Origin of the sequence: Microbacterium sp. NPDC057944 (assembly GCF_042887445.1) — a bacterium.
In the GTDB taxonomy this organism is placed as follows: domain Bacteria; phylum Actinomycetota; class Actinomycetes; order Actinomycetales; family Microbacteriaceae; genus Microbacterium; species Microbacterium natoriense.
The window spans coordinates 648709-673780 of sequence record NZ_JBHVPJ010000002.1 but is presented as its reverse complement, the minus strand read 5'-3'; the positions used below and the strand labels follow the sequence as shown (position 1 = coordinate 673780).

General features: G+C 68.8%; 25 protein-coding genes and 1 tRNA gene. 13 read left to right on the top strand and 13 right to left on the bottom strand.

Features of this window, described 5'->3' with window-relative positions:
• Positions 1–8: 8 nt before the first annotated feature.
• On the bottom strand, positions 9–866 hold the full coding sequence (locus ACFVRO_RS12665) for a 3-hydroxyacyl-CoA dehydrogenase (protein WP_386952801.1): 858 nt from the start codon (positions 864–866) through the stop codon (positions 9–11).
• 57 nt (positions 867–923) lie between these two features.
• Entirely contained in the window at positions 924–1346 is a 423-nt protein-coding gene (locus ACFVRO_RS12660; protein WP_386952798.1) for a MarR family winged helix-turn-helix transcriptional regulator, read from the bottom strand.
• Between the two features lie 134 nt (positions 1347–1480).
• Here ACFVRO_RS12660 and ACFVRO_RS12655 point away from each other — a divergent pair, with 134 nt between their 5' ends.
• Both ACFVRO_RS12655 and pepN read left to right on the top strand, forming a co-directional pair.
• Positions 1481–1780, top strand: a complete 300-nt coding sequence (locus ACFVRO_RS12655) for a DUF4190 domain-containing protein (protein ID WP_386952795.1) — start codon at positions 1481–1483, stop codon at positions 1778–1780.
• A 12-nt stretch (positions 1781–1792) separates the two neighbouring features.
• Positions 1793–4276 carry an aminopeptidase N gene (gene pepN, locus ACFVRO_RS12650; protein ID WP_386952792.1) on the top strand — a complete coding sequence of 828 codons (2484 nt, stop codon included), beginning with the start codon at positions 1793–1795 and terminating at the stop codon, positions 4274–4276.
• Here pepN and ACFVRO_RS12645 read toward each other — a convergent pair.
• Together ACFVRO_RS12645 and ACFVRO_RS12640 are read right to left on the bottom strand one after the other, a co-directional pair.
• Positions 4273–4797: a GNAT family N-acetyltransferase gene (locus ACFVRO_RS12645; RefSeq protein WP_386952789.1), complete on the bottom strand. Its 525-nt coding sequence runs from the start codon at positions 4795–4797 to the stop codon at positions 4273–4275. The genes pepN and ACFVRO_RS12645 overlap by 4 nt on opposite strands.
• On the bottom strand, positions 4794–5432 hold the full coding sequence (locus tag ACFVRO_RS12640; RefSeq protein ID WP_386952786.1) for an MBL fold metallo-hydrolase: 639 nt from the start codon (positions 5430–5432) through the stop codon (positions 4794–4796). The genes ACFVRO_RS12645 and ACFVRO_RS12640 overlap by 4 nt, the downstream gene beginning before the upstream one ends.
• A gap of 156 nt (positions 5433–5588) precedes the next feature.
• On the opposite strand from ACFVRO_RS12640, the gene ACFVRO_RS12635 reads away from it, so the two are divergent.
• Positions 5589–5661 (top strand) — tRNA-Glu (locus ACFVRO_RS12635).
• Between the two features lie 121 nt (positions 5662–5782).
• Here the strand turns inward: ACFVRO_RS12635 and ACFVRO_RS12630 are convergent.
• From ACFVRO_RS12630 to ACFVRO_RS12615, 4 genes are all read right to left on the bottom strand, one after another.
• Positions 5783–7021, bottom strand: coding sequence for an MFS transporter (locus tag ACFVRO_RS12630; protein ID WP_386952784.1), 1239 nt, complete (start codon positions 7019–7021; stop codon positions 5783–5785).
• A complete protein-coding gene (locus tag ACFVRO_RS12625) occupies positions 7021–7569 on the bottom strand; it encodes an ArsR/SmtB family transcription factor (protein ID WP_386952781.1) in 549 nt (182 codons plus the stop codon). The genes ACFVRO_RS12630 and ACFVRO_RS12625 overlap by 1 nt, the downstream gene beginning before the upstream one ends.
• A gap of 115 nt (positions 7570–7684) precedes the next feature.
• On the bottom strand, positions 7685–8782 hold the full coding sequence (locus tag ACFVRO_RS12620) for a DUF4349 domain-containing protein (RefSeq protein WP_386952778.1): 1098 nt from the start codon (positions 8780–8782) through the stop codon (positions 7685–7687).
• The gene (locus tag ACFVRO_RS12615) at positions 8779–9336 is read right to left on the bottom strand and encodes an RNA polymerase sigma factor (protein WP_386952775.1); all 558 of its coding nucleotides are present in this window, start codon (positions 9334–9336) and stop codon (positions 8779–8781) included. The genes ACFVRO_RS12620 and ACFVRO_RS12615 overlap by 4 nt, the downstream gene beginning before the upstream one ends.
• 219 nt (positions 9337–9555) lie before the next feature.
• Between ACFVRO_RS12615 and ACFVRO_RS12610 the strand changes: the two genes are divergently transcribed.
• Positions 9556–10557: a TerC family protein gene (locus tag ACFVRO_RS12610; RefSeq protein WP_341942276.1), complete on the top strand. Its 1002-nt coding sequence runs from the start codon at positions 9556–9558 to the stop codon at positions 10555–10557.
• 21 nt (positions 10558–10578) lie between these two features.
• Here the strand turns inward: ACFVRO_RS12610 and ACFVRO_RS12605 are convergent, their stop codons facing one another.
• Both ACFVRO_RS12605 and ACFVRO_RS12600 read right to left on the bottom strand, forming a co-directional pair.
• Positions 10579–11892: an LLM class flavin-dependent oxidoreductase gene (locus ACFVRO_RS12605; protein WP_386952773.1), complete on the bottom strand. Its 1314-nt coding sequence runs from the start codon at positions 11890–11892 to the stop codon at positions 10579–10581.
• Positions 11889–13184, bottom strand: coding sequence for an O-acetylhomoserine aminocarboxypropyltransferase/cysteine synthase family protein (locus ACFVRO_RS12600; protein ID WP_386952770.1), 1296 nt, complete (start codon positions 13182–13184; stop codon positions 11889–11891). Before ACFVRO_RS12600 ends, ACFVRO_RS12605 begins: the two co-directional genes overlap by 4 nt.
• Before the next feature lie 185 nt (positions 13185–13369).
• On the opposite strand from ACFVRO_RS12600, the gene leuC reads away from it, so the two are divergent.
• From leuC to ACFVRO_RS12570, 6 genes are all read left to right on the top strand, one after another.
• Positions 13370–14815 carry a 3-isopropylmalate dehydratase large subunit gene (leuC, locus tag ACFVRO_RS12595; RefSeq protein WP_105673319.1) on the top strand — a complete coding sequence of 482 codons (1446 nt, stop codon included), beginning with the start codon at positions 13370–13372 and terminating at the stop codon, positions 14813–14815.
• 2 nt (positions 14816–14817) lie between these two features.
• Positions 14818–15414, top strand: a complete 597-nt coding sequence (leuD, locus tag ACFVRO_RS12590; protein WP_386952767.1) for a 3-isopropylmalate dehydratase small subunit — start codon at positions 14818–14820, stop codon at positions 15412–15414.
• Positions 15415–15481: 67 nt separating this feature from the next.
• Entirely contained in the window at positions 15482–16849 is a 1368-nt protein-coding gene (murA, locus tag ACFVRO_RS12585) for a UDP-N-acetylglucosamine 1-carboxyvinyltransferase (protein ID WP_386952764.1), read from the top strand.
• A 5-nt stretch (positions 16850–16854) separates the two neighbouring features.
• Positions 16855–17607 carry a lysophospholipid acyltransferase family protein gene (locus ACFVRO_RS12580; protein WP_341942271.1) on the top strand — a complete coding sequence of 251 codons (753 nt, stop codon included), beginning with the start codon at positions 16855–16857 and terminating at the stop codon, positions 17605–17607.
• Entirely contained in the window at positions 17597–18730 is a 1134-nt protein-coding gene (locus tag ACFVRO_RS12575) for an NAD(P)H-dependent glycerol-3-phosphate dehydrogenase (RefSeq protein ID WP_105673323.1), read from the top strand. The genes ACFVRO_RS12580 and ACFVRO_RS12575 overlap by 11 nt, the downstream gene beginning before the upstream one ends.
• Entirely contained in the window at positions 18636–19718 is a 1083-nt protein-coding gene (locus tag ACFVRO_RS12570) for a D-alanine--D-alanine ligase family protein (RefSeq protein ID WP_386952761.1), read from the top strand. Before ACFVRO_RS12575 ends, ACFVRO_RS12570 begins: the two co-directional genes overlap by 95 nt.
• Before the next feature lie 10 nt (positions 19719–19728).
• On the opposite strand, the gene ACFVRO_RS12565 is transcribed toward ACFVRO_RS12570, so the two are convergent.
• On the bottom strand, positions 19729–19947 hold the full coding sequence (locus ACFVRO_RS12565; protein ID WP_386952758.1) for a PLDc N-terminal domain-containing protein: 219 nt from the start codon (positions 19945–19947) through the stop codon (positions 19729–19731).
• Positions 19947–20420: a DUF3515 family protein gene (locus ACFVRO_RS12560; protein ID WP_386952755.1), complete on the bottom strand. Its 474-nt coding sequence runs from the start codon at positions 20418–20420 to the stop codon at positions 19947–19949. The genes ACFVRO_RS12565 and ACFVRO_RS12560 overlap by 1 nt, the downstream gene beginning before the upstream one ends.
• Positions 20421–20443: 23 nt before the next feature.
• Between ACFVRO_RS12560 and thiL the strand changes: the two genes are divergently transcribed.
• Complete coding sequence (gene thiL / locus ACFVRO_RS12555) at positions 20444–21439, top strand: thiamine-phosphate kinase (RefSeq protein WP_386952753.1); 996 nt, start codon at positions 20444–20446, stop codon at positions 21437–21439.
• On the opposite strand, the gene rsmD is transcribed toward thiL, so the two are convergent.
• Positions 21409–22002 carry a 16S rRNA (guanine(966)-N(2))-methyltransferase RsmD gene (gene rsmD, locus ACFVRO_RS12550; protein ID WP_386952750.1) on the bottom strand — a complete coding sequence of 198 codons (594 nt, stop codon included), beginning with the start codon at positions 22000–22002 and terminating at the stop codon, positions 21409–21411. The two genes, thiL and rsmD, sit on opposite strands and share 31 nt — an antisense overlap.
• A 152-nt stretch (positions 22003–22154) precedes the next feature.
• Between rsmD and ACFVRO_RS12545 the strand changes: the two genes are divergently transcribed.
• Together ACFVRO_RS12545 and ACFVRO_RS12540 are read left to right on the top strand one after the other, a co-directional pair.
• Complete coding sequence (locus ACFVRO_RS12545; protein WP_386952747.1) at positions 22155–23801, top strand: biotin carboxylase; 1647 nt, start codon at positions 22155–22157, stop codon at positions 23799–23801.
• 20 nt (positions 23802–23821) lie between these two features.
• Entirely contained in the window at positions 23822–25051 is a 1230-nt protein-coding gene (locus ACFVRO_RS12540) for a serine hydrolase domain-containing protein (RefSeq protein ID WP_386952745.1), read from the top strand.
• The last annotated feature ends 21 nt before the right edge of the window (positions 25052–25072 follow it).

Genomic DNA, 25072 nt, shown 5'->3' with positions numbered 1-25072 from the left:
GCCGCGACTCAGCTCTCGCGAGGGTACGTGTAGAAGCCCTCGCCGGTGGCGATGCCCAGCTTGCCCTTGTCGATGTACTGCTCCTTCAGCAGGTCTGCGAAGCGCTGCTGCTTCTCTCCGCCCATTCGGGAGATGTTGTACGCGGTCGTGAGGCCTACGATGTCGTAGATCTCGAACGGCCCCTTCGGAGCCCCTGTCCCGATGCGCCAGGTGGCGTCGATCGCGGCGGGCTCGGCGATCCCGTCGACGAGCAGCTCCGCGCCCGCCTGCAGGAACGGCACCAGGAGCGAGTTCAGCAGGTAGCCCGCCTTCTCCTTCTTGATCTCGATCGGGACCATGCCGATCTGCGCGGCGAACTCGACGACCTCGGCGTAGACGGCGGGGTCGGTCGCGGGGGTCCCCATGACCTCCGCCGTGTTGTGGGCCCAGATCTCATTGGCGAAGTGGAGGGCGAGGAACCGGTCGGGGCGTCCTGTCGAGTCCACGATGTCGCTGGGCAGCAGCGTCGAGGAGTTGGTCGCGAAGATCGTCTTCGCGGGGGCCGTCTCGGCGAGGGTACGGTAGATGCCCTGCTTGAGCTCCAGGTTCTCGGGAACGGCCTCGATGATCAGGTCCGCGTCACGCGCCGCGTCGGCGAGATCCGAGGAGAGCCGGATGCGGCTGATCGCTGCGTCGGCGCCGCCGTCGGCCGCTCCCGCGACGCCGTCGGCGGTGTAGCGGGCGGAGAGGCCGCGGAACCGGTCGGCCGCACGGTCGAGCGCAGGCTGATCGATGTCGTAGGCGACGACGTCGAATCCGTGGAAGGCGGTCTGGAACGCGATCTGCGATCCGAGCACGCCGGTGCCGAGAACGGTGATGTTCTTCATTTCTCTTCCTTCTGTTGCGACCTCGTGGGTCTCTGGGGCGGCCGTGTCGGCCGGAGTTCAGGCGTCGCCTCGATCGAATCGCTCGAGGTCGTGCGCGAAGCGGGACACCTCGGCATCCGTCCAGCGGGCGAGGTGCTGGTCGATGATCTGCTGGAGGGCTCCGAGGGTGCCGCGATACGCATCCATCCCCTCGGGTGTGAGTTCGAGCGGGCGCCCTCGGCCGGACGGAGGAGCGGTGTCGCGCACGATGCCGAGCGCGATGAGTCCGGCGAGTTGCCGTGACACCGTCGAGCGGTTCAAGCGGAACATCCTGGCGATGTCGATCGAGCGGATGCCGGGCCGCTCGGCGATGGCCATCACGATCGACTGATCGGTGATCGAGAGCGGGGCGTCGCCGAAGCTCGCATCGACCAGACCGCGGCGGGAGATCGCGACGAGGCTGCGCAGGACCGTCGCACTGTCGTTCCTCCTGGTGTCCATCTCGACCTCCTGTTGTCTTATGCAACGCTACGCTCGTATGTTGCATTCCGCAACTGAGGGATTGTCGCAGGACCGCGACAGGACTGCGACAGCGGCGCGACCACGAGCGGTGCTCTCGTTCGTACGCTGGAAGCATGACCACACCTGCCGCGCCGGTACCGCCCGCCGCCCCCCTGAACCCCGCCGTCCCGGCGCCTCGACCGACCAACGGTCTCGCCATCGCGACCCTCGTCCTCGGCATCTGCGGATTCGCGATCCTCCCGGTGATCCTGGGACACATCGCCCTCCGTCAGATCCGCGAGCGCGGGGATGCCGGCGCCGGTCTCGCGATCACCGGACTGGTGCTGGGCTACCTCGCGGTCGCCGGCTGGATCATCGTCGGCATCATCGCCGCCGTCGCGATCGCGGGAGGAATAGCCTCCGGCGTCAGATGACAGGATGGAGGCATGGACACAGCCAACCTCACCCGCGAGGAGACCGCAGCGCGATCCGCAGCGGTCACCGTGCGCAGCATCCGCGTCGAACTCGACCTCACGGGAGCGCCGGAGCGCGCCCGCACCGGATTCCCGACGAGGACGATCGTCGAGTTCGAGGCGACGACGGGGGAGACCTGGCTGGACTTCATCGGGGAGTCCGTCGATCGTGTCGAGCTCAACGGCAGCGAGGTGGACGTCGACTTCGACGGCGCGCGCATCCGACTGCGAGGTCTCTCCTCGACGAACCTCCTGATCGTCGACGCCGTCGGCGCCTACAGCCGCTCCGGGGAGGGGATGCATCGTTTCCACGACCCCGTCGACCAGCACACCTACCTCTACACGCAGTACGAGCCGGCCGACTCCCGTCGTGTCATGGCGTGCTTCGAGCAGCCCGACATGAAGGCGTCCTACACGTTCGTGGTGGACGCTCCTGCGGGGTGGGAGGTGCTGTCGAATCAGTCCCCGGAGAAGGTCGACGTCGGCGTCGGCGTCCAGCGTGTCGAGTTCGCTCCGACCCTTCCGATCTCCAGCTACATCACGTCCGTGGCCGCCGGTCCCTACGCGCGCGTCGACGGCGAATGGGCTCGCGACGATCAGCGCATCGAGCTGGGGGTCTTCGTGCGCCGCTCGCTCGCGCAGCACCTCGAATCGGACGAGATCCTCGAGATCACGCGGCAGGGGCTCGACTTCTTCACCGACGCGTTCGCGTACCCGTACCCCTGGGGCAAGTACGACCAGATCTTCGTGCCCGAGTACAACCTCGGCGCGATGGAGAACCCCGGCCTCGTCACCTTCACCGAGTCGTATCTCTCCCGCGGGGCCGCGACGGACGCGCAGCGCGCGGCTCGCGCCAACACGATCCTCCACGAGATGGCGCACATGTGGTTCGGCGATCTCGTCACCATGAAGTGGTGGGACGACCTGTGGCTCAAGGAGTCGTTCGCCGACTACATGGGCTCCCACGCCTCGGCCGCCGCCACCCGGTTCCACGACGCCTGGGTGAAGTTCGCCGCCAACCGCAAGGCGTGGGCGTACCAGCAGGACCAGCTGCCGACCACGCATCCGATCGTGGCCGACATCACCGATCTGGAAGCGGCGAAGCTGAACTTCGACGGCATCACCTACGCCAAGGGCGCTGCGGTGCTCAAGCAGCTGGTCGCCTTCGTCGGGGACGACGCGTTCTTCGAGGGTGCGCGCAGATACTTCGCCGCGAACGCCTTCGACAATACGACGCTCGACGACTTCCTCGTGCAGCTGAGCGATGTGTCAGGGCGCGACATGAGGGGATGGTCTCGCGCGTGGCTGGAAACGTCCGGCGTGTCGACCCTCCACCTCGAGACCGACGCCGACGGACGCAGGGTGCTCGTGCAGAGCGATCCGCGCCCGCATCGCCTTCGTGTCGGGGCGTATGGCTGGAGCGACGGCCGACTGGTGCGCACCGGGCAGACGGCGCTCGACATCGCCGAGGAGCGCACGCCCTTCGAGCTGCCGGATGCGGAGCTCGTCATCGTGAATGACGACGACCTGACCTATGCGAAGGCACGGCTCGACGAGAAGTCGCTCGCGACCGTCGCGTCCTCGCTGTCCTCCGTGGAGGATCCCCTCGCGAGGGCGCTCATCTGGTCGTCGCTGTGGAATGCGACGCGAGACGGCGAACTGGACGCCGCCCGCTACCTGGCGATCGTGCGTGATCATGCCCCCGGTGAGCCCAACGTCGGACTCCTTGCCGGGATCCTCGCCAACGCGACGTTCGCCCTCCGCCACTTCGTCTCGGATGCGCGTCGCGATGAGGAGCAGCGCGCATGGACCGAGTGCACCTGGCGCACGATGAGCGCGGCCGGCGCGGGAAGCGACGCGCAGCTCTCATGGGCACGAGCGCTCGCGACGGCATCCGTGCTGGACGACGCCCGTCACGTCGAGGTGCGCGCGATGCTGGACGGCGAGTCCCCGGAGGGCCTGACGATCGATCCTGACCTACGCTGGCAGCTGCTCACCGCACTGGCGGCCACGGGTCACGCCACCGCCGACGACATCGCCGCCGAAGAGCAGCGCGATGACACGGGGAGCGGCCGCACGGCGGCGCGCCGTGCGCTGGCATCGCGTCCGAGCGCCTCGGTGCGCGCAGCCGCCTGGGATGCGGCCTGGAACGATCTGACCCTCAGCAACGATCATCTCGATGCGTCGATCGGCGGGTTCCGCGCCGGTGGACGCCGCGACCTCATCGCAGAGTTCGACGAGGAGTACTTCTCCCGCATCGCCGACGCATGGCGTACCCGCAGCATCGAGCTCGCCCAGCGGCTCGTGGTCGGACTGTTCCCCGCGACGGAATCCCTCGACCTCGTCGACGCCTGGCTCGCACAGAACGAGGACGCGCCGGCGGCGCTGACCCGGATCGTCGTGGAGCAGAGGGACCACCTCGCCCGCGATCTGCGGGTACGGGCAGCGCAGAGCTAGACGGGCGACACGTCCATCCCCATGACCGTGCGAACGATCCAGGGGTGGGCGTGATCGTCAGCGATGTGCGTCATGCCGAGGTTCTCCGCGACCCCGCGGGACGCGTCGTTGTCAGGATGGATGATCGCGGTCAGCACGCCTGGCGCGCACTCCTGACGGAACAGCTCGACGCACGCGAGAGCGGCTTCCGTCGCGTATCCCTTGCGCTGCTGATCCCTGCGGACGTGATAGCCCACCTCGCGGACGGACACCGCGTTGTACGACTGCCAGGTGATCCCGCAGTCCCCGATGAACGCGCCGTCGTGCGTCTCGATGATCCAGAGCGCATGCCCGTGCTCCGCATACCCGAGCTGCATCCGCTCGATCCAGTCGAGGGACTCGGCACGGCTCTTCGGTGCCGGGTAGAACGACATGACCTCAGGGTCTCCCAGCAGTGCCGCCATGTCGTCGAGATCGTCGAGTGCCATCTCACGGAATCGCAACCGCGCCGTCGGAGCCGGCAGAAGTCGTCTGACGCTCACAGGTCGAGGGACTCGCCCGGCTCGAGCACGAAGAACTCGCCGCCGTTCTGCTCGGTCGCCCACTGCAGGCGCTGCCGGTGCATGGTCTTCCCCGCGACCGAGAGGGTCATGTCGTGGGTGCCGAAGGCGCGACGGGGCTTCACGGCCAGGACGTAGTCCATCGCCTCGCCGATCTTCAGCCAGGGGGCGCCCAGCGGCGCGGCCAGAGTGCCGACCTCGACGCCCTCCGGCACCGCGTAGGAGTCGCCGGGGTAGTAGAAGTCGTCGTTCACGAGCACTCCGACGTTCTCGACGAGGGGGAGGGAGGAGTGGATCACCTCGTGCCGTCCGCCGAAGAACCTGAGCGTGAACTGTCCTGCCTGAACGGTGTCGCCCGGAGTCACCTCGGTGATCTCGTAACCGTCCGCGGCTCGTGCGACGCCGGAGGGAGCGAAGATCGGCGTTCCCGGTGCGGCGCGCAGGATGCGATCGAGGTGCTCGGGAGTCCAATGGTCTGGATGCTCGTGGGTGAGCACCACGGCGACGAGATCGCCGAGGTCGTCGAGGGGAGCGGTGAACGAGCCCGGATCGATCAGGAGGGTCTCGCCGTTCTCGTCTATGCGGAGGGTGGCATGTTCGTACTTCGTGACGCGCATGGGATGAGTCAACTCCTGTTCCGCGTCGGGGGCAAACCGGATTCGCGAGCGTGCGCCACGCCCGGGATTCTGGTCGGTGCGGCCCCGATTTGGCGACGCGAGAATCGTCGTGGCATACTTGAACAGTTGTCGCGGGACGGAAACGCTCCGCAAGACGGCCCCATCGTATAGCGGCCTAGTACGCCGCCCTCTCACGGCGGTAACGCGGGTTCGAATCCCGCTGGGGTCACACAACACACGAAAGCCCTCGGTTCTCCGAGGGCTTTCGTCGTCTCCGGGTGGAGTGCTCCTGCGTCGGTCTCTTCGCCGTCCGGGTGGGCGTCGTCGCGTGACGGGGATGCCGTGGCGCCTCACGCCGCCGCGGGGCGGAGCGACAGGGCACGGAACAGCGGATTGCGCAGCGGCAGGATCATCAGCGCCATCATCCCTCCGCCGAACAGGGCGAACGGCAGCCACACGGCCGACGACGCGATCAGCCCGAAGGCGGCCATGGCGAGCGGCATCAGGCAGTCGTCGCCGAGCCGGGTCAGGGAGCTCATGCGACCGAGATAGGCCGTGTCGACGGTCGCCGAGAACGTCGCGCTGAGCAGGACGGAGGCGTATCCCGCCGTGCATCCGATCACGAATGCGGCGGCGGCGACTGACCACAGCGGACCGAGGCCCAGAGCGATGATCGCCGCGCCCTGCACGACGAGCGCCCAGAACCCGCCTCGCGCCTCTCTGCGCGGTCGCCAGCGTGCCACCGAGATCGCGCCGAGCGCGGCGCCGAGTCCGAGGAGCGCCTCGAAGAGCCCCACCGCCTGTGCACCCCAGTGCTGCTCGTGGGCGCGCAGAGCGAGTCCGATGCCGACGGCGGGGCCGACGGCCAGATTCAGACCGGAGAGCGCCAGCACCAGGGTGCGGGTCGTCGGGTTCTGCCCCAGATGGGCGAAGCCCTGAGCGATGCCGCGCAGCGCCGACTCCCTGGGCGCTCGAGCGAGGGCGAAGCGCGGCCGCAGCCAGATCGCGATGAACGCGACGACGAGTGTGAAGGTGAGCGCGTTCGCCGTCGCGCTCCCGCCGAGCCCGGCGTACGCCACCAGCACACCGCCCGCCGCGGCGCCCGCCATCGTGCCGAGGCGGGAGGCGGTCTGCGCCACGGCGCCGTACGCAGGCAGATCCGATGGCCGCACGAGCTGCCGCGCGATGGTGCCGGCCGACGGCTCGTAGAAGGCGTCGCACACCCCGAACGCGATGGCGGCGAACAGTAGCACGGCGATGGAAGGAGGTTCCGCCAGGACCCACAGCGCGACCGCGATCAGCACGACGACGCGCAGCGCGTTGAACAGCATCATCACTCTCCGCGCGTTCGCCCTGTCTGCGAGCACGCCGCCGAAGAGCAGGACGAGCGCGCGCGGCACCGTGCCCGCGGCGACGACGAGCCCTGCGACGGCGGGAGAGGCGATCTGCACGGCCGTCCACGCGAGGGCGATGCTCCACAGCGCGTCTCCGGCGTCGGAGAGGGCTTTGACGCCGATCCAGGCGTGAACACGGGCGTCGCGCCGGAACTCGGGAGGTTCGACGAGCTGGCGAGGCTCTGCCGTGGTCATCAGGGCTCCGTGGGGAACGCGTGGGCGAAGAAGAAGACCGGCGTGCGCTCCTGGCCGTCGTCGAGGTCGATCGACCCCTGCCACTCCCGCAGCGTCGTGAGCAGCCTGGTGCTCAGATCGCGCAGCTCGTCGGGAGAGGCCCACGCCGTCGTCTCGGTGTTCGAGCCGTCGTAGGCGGCCATCGCGGGATCGCCGTGCCTGCGGTGCCAGCGCTGCAGGCGTTCGATCTGCATGCGGATGCCCTGGCGTTGCGCCTCGCGAGCGAGGAGGGCGTCGGCGGGGGAGTCGGCGAAGTCATCCGCCGACCACGTCAACCCTCTGCGCGCGAGCTTCCACCAGCTGGTCCGCCCGTCGCCGGTCGGGTCGTCCGCGCGTTCCACGACTCCTGCGCGCTCGAGCATCCGGAGATGGTGGCTGATGCTGCCCACCTGGCTGTGGAGCGTGCGGGCCAGCGTCGTGACCTGAGACGCCCCGTAGAGCAGCAGATAGTCGTAGATGCGCCGGCGCAGTGGGTGATGCACGGCGGTGATCACGGAGATGTCTTCCACGGGATGCAACGCTAGAGGCGGATGCAGAGACGCACAAGACTTCTTGTATACCCCGGAAAGACAACGAAGAAGCCGCTCCCGCCCGTGCGGGAACGGCTTCTTCGGATGCTGCTTCTCAGCCTTCGTCGGCGGTGGCGTCCGATGCTGCCGTTCGGCGCGAGCGGCGCACACGCCGGATCAGCCACACGAGCAGCACGACGATCGCGGCGATCCCGAGCCAGGGGAGGATGAACCCGATCGCGATGACGAGGGCGTTCAGGGAGACTACGAGGCCGTTCCAGCCGGCGAGGAGCCCGTCGCCGAACCCTGCGGGGTCCGCCGTCGTCGGAGCGGAGGCGCGGGTGAGCTGCACCTGCAGCGTCGACATCGCGATCTGATCCTCGAGGGATGCGAGCTGCTGCTCGTAGGACTCGAGCTGCGCCTGACGATCTGTCAGCGCGACCTCGGCCTCGATGAGCTCGGACACGGACCCCGACTGCGCCATCAGCTCGGTGAGTCGCTGCACGGAGGTCTTGGTCGCATCGACGCGAGCGCGGAGGTCGATGGCCGTCGACGTGACGTCCTGCTTCGAGATCGACGTCGACAGCACCTCTCCCGACTCCGACAGGGCGTCGATGACCGCGGTGAGGTCGGACGAGGGGACGCGGATGCTGATCCAGCCGTAGCCGCCGTCATCGGGTGCGGCCGGCTGAGTCGTGTCGTACACGACGCCTCCGCCCTTGCCGATCTGGGTGCTCTCCACGAAGCCGCCGTGCTTCTCCGCGAGCGCGGCGATGCTCTCGGCGGCCTTCGCGATGTCCTTCACCTGCACGGTCGCGTCGGCGGTCGCGATGATCTCGCGACCGGTTCCGGCATCGGCGCTCTGCAGGGCGCCGTCGGGAGCGGTCCCTGGGGCGAGCTCGGTGCTCTTGTCCTGCGAGCCGCCGGAGGTGTCCGACGCCACTCCGTTGGAGTAGATCGCGCCGTCCGCCGTGCTCGATGCCGACCCGCCGACGGCGGAGAGGATCGGGGGCGTCACGAGGACGCCGACGGCGAAGGCCGCGGCGACCCCTGCGCCGGTGAGCCATCCGCGACGGCGCGCACGCGAGCGCTCCGCGGGCGTCCTCCTGGGGGCGCGCTCGCTCTCGATCTCGTTGAACACGGCCGACTCGATGCGTGCGATCGCGGCATCCGACAGCTCGGGGAGGTCTGGGGTGGTGGTGTTGTCGGTCATGCCTCGCTCGCTTCCTTGACGGCACCGCGCAGTTGGGTGCGCACTCGCGAGAGACGGTTCCGAACCACGGCGTGACTGACGCCCAGCTCCTCCGCGGCGGCCTGGTAGGCGTAACCCTCGGCGGCGCACAGGCGGAAGATCTCGCGATCGAGCTCGCTCAGCGAGCCCACCTCCTGCGCGATCCGCTCCGCGAGCGCCGAGGTGATCACCTGGTCCTCGACACTGACCGTCGCCGGCAGGTTCTCGTCCATCGCCTCCGCGGTGTGGGCCTGGTCCCGTCGCTTCTGGCGCAGCCGATTCGCGGCCTGGAAGCGACAGATCGTCGCGAGCCAGGGCAGGATCGACTCTCCCTGCAGCTCGAAGCCGGGGAGCTTCCGCCACGCGGCGACGAAGGTCTCCTGGGCCACGTCCTCGGCATCCGGTGCGGAGCCGAGGATGCCGTGGGCGATCCAGTAGACCGGGCGGATGTAGGCGCGGTAGAGCTCGCGGAAGGCGCTCTCGTCGCCTCCAGCGGCCTTCGCCGCCCACTTCTGATCACTCGTCTGTACGGGCATCGTTCTTCCGTTCGGTGTCTCTCACCCGGAAAGTGTCGGCTGAGCTCCGATCGTCTCAGAAAACTCCGCTAGCATTGCAGAAGCGAGAGGGAGTATCCCGATTCCGCGCGTAACGTCATCACGAGCATCGACTGAGCTGCTCCGGGCGCGCGACGCACACTGTGCGGGGGAGAGACTTTCGGTTCTTTTCCGACCCTCCCCGAAAGGTGCTGCGCACCCGTGAACATCCCCGTCTGGTTCGAGGTAGGCGCCCTCGTCGTCCTCGTGCTCATCCTCATCGGCGATCTGCTGCTCGCCAAGTTCCGCCCGCACATCCCGTCCACCAAGGAGTCCACGCTCTGGGTGGTGTTCTACGTCGCGCTGGCGTTGATCTTCGCCGGTCTGCTCTATCTGTTCGCCGGCGGTCAGTACGCGGGCGAGTTCCTCACCGGGTGGGCGCTGGAGTACAGCCTCTCCATCGACAACCTCTTCGTGTTCGTGCTGATCATGGCGCAGTTCGCGGTTCCGCGGCGACTGCAGCAGATGGTGCTGATGGTCGGCATCATCATCGCGCTGGTCCTGCGCGGCATCTTCATCCTGCTCGGCGTCGCGATCATCGAGAACTTCTCGCCGGTGTTCTACATCTTCGGCGCGTTCCTCATCTGGACGGCGATCAGGCAGGCGATGCCCGAGGGCGACCACGACGGAGAGGTGCAGCGCGAGAACTTCATCGTGCGTCTGCTGCGTCGTCGTGTCGACATCAGCGACGAGTACGACGGCAACAAGCTCCGCACCGTCGTCGACGGCAAGCGAGTCTGGACGCCCATGCTCATCGTCTTCGTGGCGATCGGCGTGACCGACCTCATGTTCGCGATCGACTCGATCCCCGCGATCTTCAGCATCACGCACAACAGCTTCCTGGTGTTCACGGCGAACATCTTCGCTCTCATGGGGCTGCGCCAGCTCTACTTCCTGCTCGGCGACCTGCTCGACCGCCTGCGCTACCTGCACTACGGCATCGCCGTGATCCTCGGGTTCATCGGCATCAAGCTCGTGCTGCACGCCATGCACGTGAACGAGCTGCCGTTCATCAACGGCGGGCAGCACATCGAGTGGGCCCCCGACATCCCCATCTGGCTGTCGCTGACGGTGATCCTGGTCTCGATGGTCGGTGCGACCGTCGCCAGCCTCATCGCCTCGGCGCGCGAGAAGCGCGCGGAGAAGGCGTCGATCAGCGAGTAGTCCTGAGGTGGACCTGCGCGCTCAGAAGGCGCGCAGGTTCGCCTGCAGCCCGCCGTCGACGTACTCCCGGCGGAGGATGCCGCGGCGACGCAGCACAGGAACCAGCTCATCGAGTGTGCGGTGCAGCGTGACAGGGTGGAAGTCGCCCCACAGCAGCACGCCGTCGTTGCCCCACTCACCGAGCTCCTCGACGAGATCGGCGAATTCCTCCGCGGTCCCGACGAATCCCGTGCGGTCGGAGACGCGACCGGCCTTGGCCAGGGCGGTCAGGTGCGCGCGCAGCGGGGCGTCCTCTCCGCGGTCGCCGATCAGGCGCTGGATGCTGCCCCGCGACACATGCGCCCCGAAGATCGAGACGTCCAGAGGCCGGTCGAGGTCGAGCGCCGTGAGGTCGGTCTCGAGATCGCTGGACTGCTTGCGCGCGATCTGCACGAGTGCCGCGTCATCCGGCCGGGCCGAGGCCGCCACGATGCGGTCGGCCTCCTCGGCGGACGTGGTGATCACGGGCTGGATCGCGAACAGGATCTTGATGTCCTCGGGCGTCCGGCCGGCGGCGATCGCGGCGTCGTGGATCTTCGCGCGGTAGGCGCGCACAGACGCCTCGTGCAGAGGCGCCAGCGCGAGCTGCACATCGGAGTTCGCGCCCGCGAACCCGAGGCCTCGTCCTGAGCCGCCCGGCGACACGATCGCGGGCTCGCCGTGCGGGAAGGGGATCGCGTTGAGCGGTCCGTCGAAGGCGAAGTGCTCGCCACGGTGCCGCACGGCGCGCAGTCGGGAGCCGTCGGCGTACACGTCGCTCGCGCGATCGGCGAGGAGAGCGCCGTCGTCCCAGCTGCGCCAGAGCGAGCGGATGCCGTCGAGCCACTCCTCGGCGCGGTCGTAGGCCTCGTCGTGTCCGAGCTGAGGTGCGGCGGAGAAGTGCCGAGCGCTCCCCGTGTCGGTGACGACGTTGAGGCCCAGCCGGTGACCGCTGAGGTGCTGGAGGGTCGCGAACTGCCGCGCCGCCGTGTAGGGGAGATAGGCGGCCGGGTTCACCGTCGGCACGACGCCGAGGTGGCGGGTCGCCTGGAAGATGTAGGGCGCGAGGAGCAGCGGATCGTGCTTGGGGCCGCCGAAGGCGTGGCGTACACGGAGGTCGATCGTCTCGGCGGATCCGAGCGACGGGGCGTCCTCGATGATCACCAGGTCGAATCCGGCCTGCTCGAGGGTGCGAGCGGCCTCCTGATAGACGTCGGGTCGGGTCCAGTCGTAGTCCCAGTCGAGCGACGGGTATCCCCATCCCTGCGGGCCGAAGCCGCGGGCGAGGAACCAGCCGAAGTGCTGTTGGCGCGTCATGCGACCTTCTCCCAGACGGTGGCGAGTGCCCGCGAGAGATCGGCGATGAGATCGTCGACGTCCTCGATGCCGATGGACACTCGGAGGGTGCCCGGTCGGATGCCGAGCGCGTCGCGTTCCTCCTGGGTCCGGTACGCGTGGCTCGTGGTCGCGGGATGCAGCACGAGCGAGCGGACGTCGCCGATGTGCGTCATGTGCGTGAACACGCTCACGCTCTCGACGACATCACGCGCCGCCTCCAGACCGCCGCGGAGAGTGAACGTGAAGATCGCGCCGTGGCCTCCGCCGAGGTACCGCTGCGCGAGCGCATGGTCGGGGTGGCTCTCCAGCCCCGCGTAGTCCACGCTCTCCACCGCGTCGTGCGCCTCCAGCCAACGGGCGACGTCGAGCGCGTTCCTGGACTGGCGCTCGACGCGCAGCCCCAGCGTCTCGGCTCCCTGCCCGATGAGGAACGCGTTGAGCGGCGACGGCGATGCGCCGAAGCGCGGAGCCACGGACTCCCGCGCGTACGCGATGCGGGCGAGGCCGCCGTGGCGCGCGGCGACGCTCGGCAGCCCGCCGCGCCCTGGGAGCACCAGGTGCGGGGCGTTGTGACCCGCGCGATCCGCGTCGAAGCGTCCGTCGTCGACGACCACGCCGCCCAGCACCGAGCCGTGGCCGGCGAGGAACTTCGACGCGGAGTGGACCACGATGGACGCCCCGTGCTCGAGCGGACGCACCAGATACGGCGTACCGAGGGTGTTGTCGACGATGAGCGGGACGGCATGCTCGTCGCCGATCGCGGCGACTCCGGTGATGTCGAGGATGTCGTTGCGCGCGTTCGCGATCGACTCCGCGAACAGCGCGCGTGTGGTGGGGCGGATCGCGGCACGCCAGGCATCGGGGTCGCCGATGTCGTCGATGAAGGTCGTCTCGATGCCGAGACGGGCGAGGTTGTCGACGAGCAGCCCGCGGGTCCCCTCGTAGATGTGTGCGGAGGAGACGATGTGATCGCCGGCCCCTGCGACCGTGAGCAGGGCGACGGCGACAGCCGCCTGACCGCTGGCCACGAGGACGGCGTCCGCCCCAGACTCGAGAGCCGCGAGCTGACGCTCGACGGCGCGGACCGTCGGGTTGCCGGTGCGCGTGTACCCGAATCCGTCTCCGGTGCCGAAGTGATGGGCCGCGTGGTCGAAGTCGTCGAACTCGAAGCCCGCCGTGAGGTAGATCGGCGTCGCGCGCGATGAAGCCGTCTCCCGATCGCGCCCCGCGTGCAGCGCTCGGGTGAAGAAGCTGGCGGTGTCGACGGTCATGCGGTGCCTCTCGGTGGTGCGGATTCCTCAGCGTGTCACGCCGTGCCGGAGCACGCGGAACCGGTGGTAATCTGACGTCATGCGGATCGTGCTCCTTCTTAGCGGCCGCGACGAGACCTCGTTCTGAGCCCCTCCTCGTCGCGGAGTCCACTGTGGGCCGAACCGCCAGCTTCAGGAGACATTCGATGAACACCCCCGCAGCAGCATCCGCTTCCGCACGCACCCTGGCCGAGAAGGTCTGGGACGATCACCTCGTCGTCAAGGGCGAGAACGGCGAACCGGACCTCATCTACATCGATCTGCACCTCGTGCACGAGGTGACGAGCCCGCAGGCCTTCGACGGTCTCCGCAGCGAGGGGCGCCCGCTGCGGCGGCTCGACCTCACGATCGCCACGGAGGACCACAACACGCCAACGTGGGAGATCGACAAGCCGATCGCCGACCTCACCAGCCGCACCCAGATCGACACCCTCCGCCGCAACGCCGCGGAGTTCGGTGTCCGCCTGCACTCTCTCGGCGATGCGGAGCAGGGCATCGTCCACGTCGTCGGTCCCCAGCTGGGACTGACCATGCCGGGCATCACGGTCGTCTGCGGCGACTCGCACACCTCCACCCACGGAGCCTTCGGCGCGATGGCGTTCGGCATCGGCACGAGTGAGGTCGAGCACGTCATGGCGACGCAGACGCTGCCGCTCAAGCCCTTCAAGACCATGGCGATCAACGTCGAAGGCACTCTGCGACCCGGCGTCACGGCCAAGGACATCATCCTCGCGGTCATCGCGAAGATCGGCACCGGCGGAGGTCAGGGGTACGTCCTCGAGTTCCGCGGAAGCGCCATCCGCGCGCTCTCGATGGAGGGCCGCATGACGATCTGCAACATGTCGATCGAGGCGGGAGCCCGCGCGGGCATGGTCGCCCCCGACGAGACGACCTTCGCGTACGTGAAGGACAAGCCGCACGCTCCGAAGGGTCAGGACTGGGAGGACGCCGTCGCCTACTGGCGTACTCTTCCCACCGATGAGGGCGCGGTCTTCGACGCCGAGGTGTTCATCGACGCCGACGCGCTGGAGCCGTTCGTCACGTGGGGCACCAACCCCGGTCAGGGCAGCTCCCTGTCGGCATCCGTCCCGAACCCGGCCGACATCGCCGACCCGAACGAGCGCGCCGCCGCCGAGCGCGCGCTCGAGTACATGGACCTGACTCCGGGCACTCCGCTCAAGGAGGTGCCGGTGGATGCCGTCTTCATGGGCTCGTGCACCAACAGCCGCATCGAGGATCTGCGGGCCTTCGCGTCCATCATCGAGGGCAAGAAGAAGGCAGACGGGGTCCGCGTGATGGTGGTCCCCGGGTCTGCGCGTGTGCGCCTCGAGGCCGAGGCCGAGGGTCTGGACCGGATCATCACGGACTTCGGTGCGGAGTGGCGCTTCGCCGGCTGCTCGATGTGCCTCGGCATGAACCCCGACCAGCTCGCGCCGGGGGAGCGCTGCGCCTCGACATCCAACCGCAACTTCGAGGGCCGTCAGGGCAAGGGCGGGCGCACTCATCTGGTCTCGCCGCTGGTCGCCGCGGCGACCGCCATCCGCGGAACCCTGTCCAGCCCGAGCGATCTGAACGAGACGGCGGAGGTCTGATCATGGAGAAGTTCACCACCCACACCGGCATCGCGGCGCCGCTGAAGCGCTCGAACGTCGACACCGACCAGATCATCCCCGCGGTGTTCCTGAAGCGCGTCACCAAGACCGGCTTCGACGACGCGCTCTTCCACGCCTGGCGTCAGGACCCCGACTTCGTACTGAACCAGGAGCCGTTCCAGGGCGCATCCGTGCTCGTCGCCGGGCCCGACTTCGGCACCGGGTCCAGCCGCGAGCACGCCGTCTGGGCGCTGCGCGACTTCGGCTTCTCGGTCGTGCTCAGCCCGCGATTCGCCGACATCTTCCGGGGGAACTCGGGCAAGCAGGGCCTTCTCGCTGCCACGATCTCCGAAGAGGATCTGGAGCGCATCTGGGCCGAGATCGACCGGAATCCCGGGGCGCGGATCACCGTGAACCTCGAGGAGCGCACCGCGTCGATCGGCGGGATCCAGGCCGACATCGGGATCGACGATTACACTAGATGGCGGCTCCTCGAAGGGCTCGATGACATCGGGCTCACGCTGCGCAACGAAGACAAGATCGCGCAGTTCGAGGCCCGACGCGAGTCGTGGCGGCCTCGAACCCTCCCCGTTCAGTGACACGGAAGGGGCGGGCCAGCCAGGGGCAAACCCGCCCCCGAAACAGTGGATTGAAGTGAGGCTCCGAATGACGACACCCGTGCGCGATGCTCTTCCGGACGGAGTTCCCGCTCTCACCGGAGACGTCCTCGCCATTCGCGGAGGGCGCCCGCTGCGCGGCCGCGTCGACGTCAAGGGGGCGAAGAACCTCGCCACCAAGGCGATGGTCGCGACCCTCCTCGGCGAGACAGCGAGCACGCTCCGGGATGTGCCCGATCTGAGCGACGTCGCCGTGGTGCGCTCGCTGCTCGAGGTGCACGGCGTCCAGGTCACGCCGGGCGACGAGCCGGGCTCCCTGGTCTTCGACCCGATCGGTGTCGAGTCCGCGCACATGGAGGAGATCGACGCCCACGCCGGTGCGTCGCGGATTCCGATCCTGTTCTGCGGTCCGCTTCTGCACCGCCTCGGGCAGGCGTTCATCCCCGATCTCGGCGGCTGCCGCATCGGCGACCGTCCGATCGACTTCCACCTGGACGCGCTGCGCAAGTTCGGAGCCATCGTCGAGAAGCTGCCCAGCGGCATCCGACTGTCCACCGGCGGCGCCCGACTGCACGGGGCCAACATCCACCTCCCGTACCCGAGCGTCGGGGCGACCGAGCAGGTCCTGCTCACCGCCGTCCGCGCCGAGGGCACGACGGAGCTGCGCAACGCGGCCATCGAGCCGGAGATCATGGATCTCATCGCCGTCCTGCAGAAGATGGGCGCGATCATCTCCTACGAGCCCAACCGCGTCATCGTGATCGAGGGCGTGGAGAAGCTGCGCGGCTACGACCACCGTTCGATCTTCGATCGCAACGAGGCCGCATCCTGGGCTTCCGCTGCCCTCGCCACCGACGGGGAGATCTTCGTCGGAGGCGCCAAGCAGCAGGAGATGCTCACCTTCCTCAACGTGTTCCGTAAGGCGGGCGGCTGGTTCGACATCCAGGAGGACGGCATCCTCTTCCGCCGCGACGGCGAGCTCAAGCCCGTCGTCGTGGAGACCGACGTGCACCCCGGCTTCATGACCGACTGGCAGCAGCCGCTGGTCGTGGCGCTCACGCAGGCCCACGGCCGCTCTGTCGTGCACGAGACGGTCTACGAGAACCGCATGGGCTTCACGGACGCGCTCGTCAAGATGGGCGCCGACATCGTCGTGCATCCGCGTGGCCTCCAGGACGGTCCGCGTCGGGTGCCCCGTCGCGACCTCGAGCAGGCTGCAGTGATCACCGGACCCACGCCACTGCACGGCGCCGACATCGTGGTGCCCGACCTCCGCGGCGGCTACAGCCACGTGATCGCCGCGCTGACGGCGACCGGCGAGTCGAAGGTCTCCGGCGTCGACATCCTCAGCCGCGGCTACGAGAAGTTCCTGGCGAAGCTCGACGCCCTCGGGGCCGACTTCGACGTCATCCGGTGACCGGAATGGGTGCCAGGTCGGAGACGCGGCGACCGAGCCTGTTCTGGCCGCTCGCGGTGATCGTCGTCCCGCTGATCTCGCTGCTCGCGAAGATCCGGGTCACGGGCAAGGAGAAGCTGCCGGCTCAGGGCGCCTTCGTGCTCGCGCCCAACCACTACTCGGAGTTCGATCCGCTGATCGTCGCCGTCGCCGTGTGGCGGCTGGGACGTGCCCCGCGGTTCATGGCGAAGGACAGCCTGTTCAAGATCCCGGTCCTGGGGTGGCTGCTCCGCCGCACCGGGATGATCCCGGTCGCACGCTCCTCGTCGGCGACGGCCGCGAAGCAGACCATGAAGCAGTCCGAGGAGCTCGTCGAACACGGGCGGGGCGTCATCGTCTATCCGGAGGGCACGCTGACCCGCGACCCCGACCTGTGGCCGATGCGGGGGAAGTCCGGCGCGGTGCGTCTGGCACTCGCCGACGACATCCCGCTCATCCCGATGGCGCAGTGGGGAACGCAGGCGATCATGGGCCGCTACCAGAAGGGTCTGAGCCTGTGGCCTCTGCGCAAGCCGGTGAACATCGTCATCGGCGACCCCGTGGACCTCTCGGACCTCCGCGGGCGTGCGGGGGAGCAGTCCGCGCTCACCGAGGCCACCAACCGTCTGATGAACGCCATCACTGCGCTGCTGGAAGACCTCCGCGACGAGAAGGCTCCCGCGGAGCGCTGGAACCCGGCGTCGCACGGTCAGAAGGAGACGGGTCGCCTTGACTCCTAAGAGAACCCCGCAGGCGGGGCCGAAGGTCGCCGTCGTCGGCGCCGGAAGCTGGGGGACGACCTTCGGCAAGATCCTCGCCGACGGCGGAGCGCAGGTGACCATGTGGGCGCGTCGCGCCGAGCTGGCCCACGAGATCGACGAGGCGAAACGGAACTCCCGTTACCTTCCGGGCATCAACCTGCCCCGCACGATGGCGGCGACGCATGAGCTCGCGATCGCGATGCGCGACGTCGAGCAGGTGTACCTGTCGGTGCCCAGTCAGTCCCTGCGCGAGAACCTCAAGGCGCTGCGCCCTCTTCTCGCCGACAGCGACGTGAAGATCGTGAGCCTGATGAAGGGCGTGGAGCGCTCGACGGGTCTGCGCATGAGCCAGGTCATCGAGCAGGAGCTCCGCTGCGACCCTGAGCGGATCGCGGTGGCCTCGGGGCCCAACCTCGCGCTCGAGATCGCGCGTGAGCAGCCCACCGCGGCCGTGATCTCCTCGCGGAGCCTGGAGACGGCGGAGACGATCGCCAGGGCAGCGCGCAACAGCTATTTCCGCACCTTCGTGAACACGGATGTCATCGGCACCGAGTTCGGCGGCGTGCTGAAGAACCTCATCGCCGTCGCGATCGGCATCGTCGACGGCGTCGGATACGGCGAGAACACCAAGGCGTCGATCATCACCCGCGGACTCGTGGAGATGACCGACTTCGCGGTCGCCAACGGCGCGCACCCGGAGACCCTGCAGGGCCTCGCCGGCCTGGGCGATCTGATCGCCACGTGCCAGTCTCCGCTGAGCCGCAACAACACGGCCGGGCGCCTGCTCGGCCAGGGGTACAGCTTCCAGGACGTCGTGAAGCAGATGCAGCAGACCGCCGAGGGACTCGCGTCCGTCGCTCCGGTGCTGCAGCTGGCACGCGAGTCGGAGGTCGACATGCCCATCGTCGAACAGGTGAAGATGGTGCTGGACGGGAAGATGGATCCCCGTGACATCGCACCGCACCTGACGACGGACGACGACACCCCGCAGGGGGAGAGGACCAATCTTGGACAAGCAGACGGTGGTGGTGCTCTTCGGAGGGCGCTCCAGCGAGCATTCGATCAGTTCCGCAACGGCGGGCGGGGTTCTGGGCGCGATTGATCGCGACCGCTACGCCGTGATCCCCGTGGGGATCACCCGCGAGGGGGCGTTCGTGCTCGAAGAGGACGACCCGGCGAAGTTCCCGCTGGATGCCGCGCACCTTCCCGAGGTCGTGGACAACGGCACCCGGGTGCTGTGGCCGGAGCCCGGCGGAGACCGCACCCTGCGCGTCGTGCAGCCCGACGGCTCGATCGACGGGCTCGGTGAGATCGACGTCGTCCTGCCCATCCTCCACGGACCGCACGGCGAGGACGGTACCATCCAGGGCTACTTCGACACGCTCGAGGTCCCGTATGCAGGTGGCGGCGTGCTCGATTCCGCGCTGTGCATGGACAAGCACTTCATGAAGATCGCACTGCAGGCCGCAGGCATCGCCGTGGCGCCCTGGGTGACGGTGCGCGCCCGCGAATGGACCACGGATGCTGCAGGCGTGCGCACCTCGGCCGAGGCGCTGGGGCTGCCGCTCTTCGTCAAGCCCGCCCGTGCGGGGTCCAGCGTCGGCGTGTCCAAGGTCGACGACCTCGCCGAGCTGGATGCGGCTCTGGCCGTCGCGTTCGCCGAGGACGACAAGGTGCTCATCGAGACCGGAGTGTCCGGCCGCGAGATCGAGGTCGCCGTTCTCGAGGGCGCGGAGGGCGTCCGGGCGTCACTGCCGGGGGAGATCGTCCTGACCTCGCGCGGCTTCTACGACTTCGAGGGCAAGTACCTCGGCGGAGAGGGCGTCGACGTGGTGTGCCCGGCGGAGCTCACGGATGCCGAGGTCTCGGCGATCCAGGAGGCCGGTGTCCGCGCGTTCGAGGCCGTCGACGGTCGTGGTCTGGCCCGCGTGGACATGTTCCTGACGCCCGCGGGCGAGCTGGTCGTCAACGAGCTGAACACGATGCCCGGCTTCACGCCGATCTCGATGTTCCCGAAGTGCTGGGTCGCCTCAGGGCTGAGCTACGGCGATCTGATCTCCGAGCTGATCGAGGCCGGCCTGCGCCGCTGAGCGTCGCCCGCTACGGGCGTGCGGCGACGGCCGCGCGTCCGTAGCAGAACCACGCGAGGGGCCCCAGAACGGGCAGCAGCAGGACGATCAGGAGCCAGACCAGGAAGGTCGACCCTGTCGCGTTGCGATCGCGCACCATCGAGACGAACGCGCACAGCGTGAACAGCATCGCCGCGACGGCCAGCACGCTCATGGCGACGTCGTACTCAGTGGGGATCAGGGGATTCATCAGCCCTCCCGAGCCGTGCACTTCGCCGTCGCCGGCTGGAGTCCCGCCTGGATGCTCGTGGAGAGCTTGTCCACGATCGTGCGGAAGTCCACCTCGGTGCCCCGACGGATGCTCAGTTCGATCGCGGGGTCGCGTCCGAACGTGACGAGTCGCTGGCGGTCCTCCTCCTGGTCGAGCACGAGCCAGTCGACGCCGCTGAAGGTCTGGCAGACCAGCGCCGAGGGAGCAGGCACGGCGACGCCGCAGCGGAGCACCACCGTCGGGTCGTCTCCCCAGGCTCCGGTGGCCTGAGCATCCGTCCACACCCTGTCGAGCTCTCCGAGCGCCGATGGCAGGAGAACCGACACGTCGGCGCAGGCGGGATTGTTCGCGTCCTTGGCCGCTTCGAGGTGGATCGTCGTCGAGCATCCGGAGAGTGCGGCGAGCAGAGCCGCTGCACCCGCGGCGACGGCGAGACGGCGAGAGAGGCGCATGCTTCCAGGCTACCTTTGACTTCATGCCCTCCCGACCCGATGCCGACGATCCGCACCTCGGAGAGCTCTCCGAGGGAGAGATCCTGCGGGCCATCCTCGCCAGGACCGCTCCCGCCTCGCACACGATCATCGGGCCCGGCGACGACGCCGCCGTGATCGCTGCGCCGTCGGGAACCGTCGTCGCGACGACGGACACGCTCGTGCACGGACCGGACTTCCGTCTCGCGTGGTCGAGCGGCTACGACCTCGGATGGAAGTCGGCCGCTGTCAACCTCGCCGACGTCGCGGCCATGGGGGCGCGCCCGACCGCGCTGCTGGTTGCTCTCGCCGTGCCCCGCGACCTCCGGCTGTCCTTCGTGGAGCGTCTGGCCGACGGCTTCCGAGACGCCTGCGCAGCCCTCGCTCCAGGGTGCTCGGTCGTCGGCGGCGACCTGACCGTGTCCGAGGTGCTCACGGTCGCGGTGACGGCACTCGGAGACCTCGAGGGTCGAGTTGCCGTGACGCGGGCGGGGGCTCGGCCCGGTGACGTCGTGGCGGTTGCGGGAGAGCTGGGAGCAGCGGCCCGCGGACTCGCCGTGCTGTTCGGCCGCTTCCGAGACGGCGAGACGCCTGTCCCGGTCGACCCCACGCGGCTCGCCGAGGGGGAGCGTGCGGCGCTCGACGCCCAGCTGCGCCCGTCTCCGCCGATCGGACTCGGTCCGTTCGCCGCCGTCGCCGGGGCGACGGCGATGATGGACATCTCCGACGGCCTCGCGCTGGACGCGCGGCGCCTGGCGGCGGCATCCGGTGTGACGATCGCCCTGGGCGGCGCCCGCCTCGGGTCGGACCCGACGAGGGCGCTGGCCGGCGGCGAGGACCATGCCCTGCTCGCGACCTTCCCCGCCGATTCCGTTCCGGCCGGTTTCCGCGCGATCGGCGTGGTGCGCACGGCAGGCGCCGAGCCGCTCCTCTGCGATGAGGCGCCCGTCGACATCAGCGGCTGGGATCCCTATCGGGACTGGGACTCCGCGGCGGGTTGAGCGTCGGCGGGCTCGGCCCACCAGAGCGTCGTGTCGCCGTAGTTCTTCTCCCGGAACAGGGAGAGTCCGGCGCCGTCGAAGTCGGGTGCGGTCGACCGCTTCGCGCGTTCGACGATGACCAGCGCGTCGGGGGAGAGGAGCGGGGCGAGCGCGAGGAGGTCTGCGTTCATCGCCGCGTCCTCGATGTCGTAGGGCGGGTCGGAGAAGACCAGGTCGTAGGGCCCTGCGGCGCGCAGGAGGAACGGATGCACCGCGCTCTCGTGCACGCGGGCCATCGCGAGACCGCCGGCCTTCGACGTGGTCGCGGCGTTGCGTCGCACGATCGCGGCGGCCGGGCGCCCCCGCTCGACCAGGTCGACGCTCAGGGCCCCTCGGCTCAGCGCCTCGAGGCCCAGCGCACCCGAGCCGGCGTACAGATCGAGGACACGCGCACCCGCGATCGCCTCCGCGGATTCGAGCGCACCGAAGAGCGACTCCCGCACCCGGTCGCTGGTCGGGCGGGTGCCCGAGCTCGGCACGTCGAGGCGCGCTCCTCTGGCCTTGCCGGCGATGATCCTCGTCACCAGTTCACGATACGACAGACCACCGGCGGCCACGTTCGCGACGATGTGAGAAGACGGAGCGGTTTCAGGATTGTCCTCATCCCGTCGAACTGACATGATCATCGCATCCCCCGATGCACAGCACAGTTCTGTCCTGATCGAGGAGGATCGCGATGGCGACACCGAGGAAGACCCCCGCCAAGCGCACGACGACGGCCCGCAGACCGGCCGAGAGCCGTGCGAAGAGCACCGCGAAGAGGGAGTCGGTCCCCGCCGTCGACCTGACGACGGGACCGCTGCCCACGTCCGCGCCCACGCTGGACGCCGAGGAGCAGCCGCTCGACGTCGAGGCGCCGCCGATCACGCATGCGCTGCGCAACATGTCGGAGATCCGTCATCACTTCCGCACCAACCGGCGCCCCGTGTTCTTCGTGGGCGCCTCGGCGTTCAATCTCCTCGGGCTCGATCGCTGGGTGCGCGGCTTCTCCTACATCGCCTACTACGACAGCTGGCAGGGAGCGCATCCGCGCGTGTTCAGCCCCATCGACAAGCCCTACGTGGAGTTCCAGAGCGGCGAGGAGATCAACAACTGGCTGCTGCGCAACCACGAGGTCCGTGCGCATATCGCGCGCCTCACACCCGCGGGCGAGCGCCCGCAGATCGTGACGGTGTTCTTCGACGCGGAGACAGAGGCGATCTGCGAGGAGCTGGGCTTCGACCTGATCCTGCCGTCCGCACGGCTGCGTGAGCACCTCGACTCCAAGATGGTCACCACGCGGATCGCCGAGTCCGTCGGGGTCGCGAGCGTCCCCAACACGATCACGACCGTCGAGTCCTGGACGGACGTGGTCGCCGCGGCCGACGCAGCCGGTCTCGGCAGCGACCTCGTCATCCAGACGGCGTACGGTGACTCCGGCAAGACCACGTTCTTCGTCGGCGACGAAGACGGGTTCGATCGGATCGCGGACGACGTGCGGGGCGTCGAGGTGAAGATCATGAAGCGGATCAACAACAGGCCGATCGCCGTGGAGGCTGTGCTGACACGGCATGGCACGGTCGTCGGCCCCTTCATGACCGAGATCACCGGGCATGGGGCCCTCACTCCCTACCGCGGGGGCTGGTCGGGCAACGAGATGTTCCCCGGCGTGCTGGACGCGGATGCCCGCCATCGTGCGACGCAGCTCGTCCGCCGGCTCGGCGACCGTCTCGGGCAGGAGGGGTATCGGGGGTTCTTCGAAGTCGACGTGCTCCTCGACACGGACTCGGGCGAGGTCTATCTCGGCGAGTTGAATCCCCGGATCTCCGGCGCCTCGGCGATCACGAACGTCACAGCCGGCGCCTACGCCGACGTGCCGCTCTTCGTCTTCCACCTGTTGGAGTTCGCCGACGTCGACTTCGTCCTGGACGTCGACGAGGTCAACGAGCGCTGGGAGGAGCTCGCGGCGGCGGACGTATGGAGTCACATGGTCATCAAGCACACCGTCGACACGGTCGAGCACATCGACGTCGCTCCGCCGACGGGGCGATACGTGTACGACCTGCAGGGGCGTCTCGTGTTCTCGCAGGGCGACCTCGACTGGCACCTCCTGCACAGCGAGTCCGAGGCGTTCTACCTGCGGATCTACGGCCCGGGGGACTACCGGTGGAAGGGCGCCGATCTCGGCATCCTGGTGACGAAGGGACGCCTGCAGACACCCGCCGGCGAGCTCACGATCCGCGCGAAGCACCTCATCGACTCGATCAGGTCGATGTACGCCGCCACCCCGTTGCCGCCCGTCGAGCTCGTCGACGCCGTCGATCACGCCGGGGCGAAGGGGTGACCTGTGCGATACTCGCCACGATGATCTCTGAAGCTGAAGCCCATCCCGACTTCACGGGCGTCGACCCCTCCCTCGCACAGTCGGCGGTCGCCCCCGGCCCGCCGCCTCTCGATGCCTGGCAGCGTGCGCCGTACCTCGAGTGGTCCATGCAGCACATCGCCGACTTCCTCCCCGTGCATCCCATCTCCCGGGGGGAGCGGGTCACCCCGATGCCCTCGGTTCCTGCCGATCTCGCTCTGATCCCCGTCGCGCCCCCCTGGGAGCAGCGCTCGGCGTCCTTCGAGGACGTGATGGCCATGACCCACACCGACGGGTGGATCGTCTCGAGAGACGGCGCGATCATGGGCGAGAGCTACGCCAACACGATGCTCCCTGGCACGACCCACCTTCTGATGTCGGTGAGCAAGTCGCTCACGACGACCACTGCGGGCATCCTGATCGGCGACGGCGTGCTCGACCCGGACGCACCGGTGACGGCGTACGTGCCCGCCCTCGTCGGCTCCGGGTACGACGGCGCGACGGTCCGGCATCTGCTCGACATGCGCACGGGCGTGCGCTTCTCCGAGGACTATCTGGACGCGGACGCCGAGGTCAGGTTGCTCGAGCAGGCCATCGGATGGGCTCCGAGACGGCGCGACGACGTGCCGGGAACGCTGCTGGAACTGCTTGCGAGCCTCGGCGCGGAGCACGAGCACGGCGGACGCTTCGAGTACAAGTCGTGCGAGACCGACGCCCTCGCGTTCGTGATCGAGGGAGCCACAGGCATCCACGCCGCCGACGTGATGTCCCGTCGACTGTGGCAGGAGATGGGCGCGGAATTCGGTGCGCACGTCGGCATCGACTCCGTCGGCGCCGGCATGTTCGACGGAGGCGTCTCCGCCGCACTGCGCGATCTCGCCAGATTCGGGCTGCTGTATCTGCGCGACGGTGCGGCGCTCGACGGCAGGCAGGTGCTCCCGTTCGCCTGGGTCGCCGACACCTTCGCGGGCGGAGCGGATTCCCGCATCGCGTTCGCGAACGCGCCGGAGCCCACCCTCATGCCGGGCGGGATGTATCGGAACGGCTTCTGGTTCCCGTACGAGGGATCCGAGGTCATGCTCGCTCTCGGCATCCACGGGCAGATGATCTACGTCAACCGCTCGGCGGGAGTCGTCGCCGCGAAGCTGTCCAGCTGGCCGACCCCGCAGGACGGCGAGAAGCTGCTCTGGACGCTGCGGGCGTTCGACGCGGTGGCGCGGGCGATCGCGTGAGCCGCGGTGTCGGATCCCGCC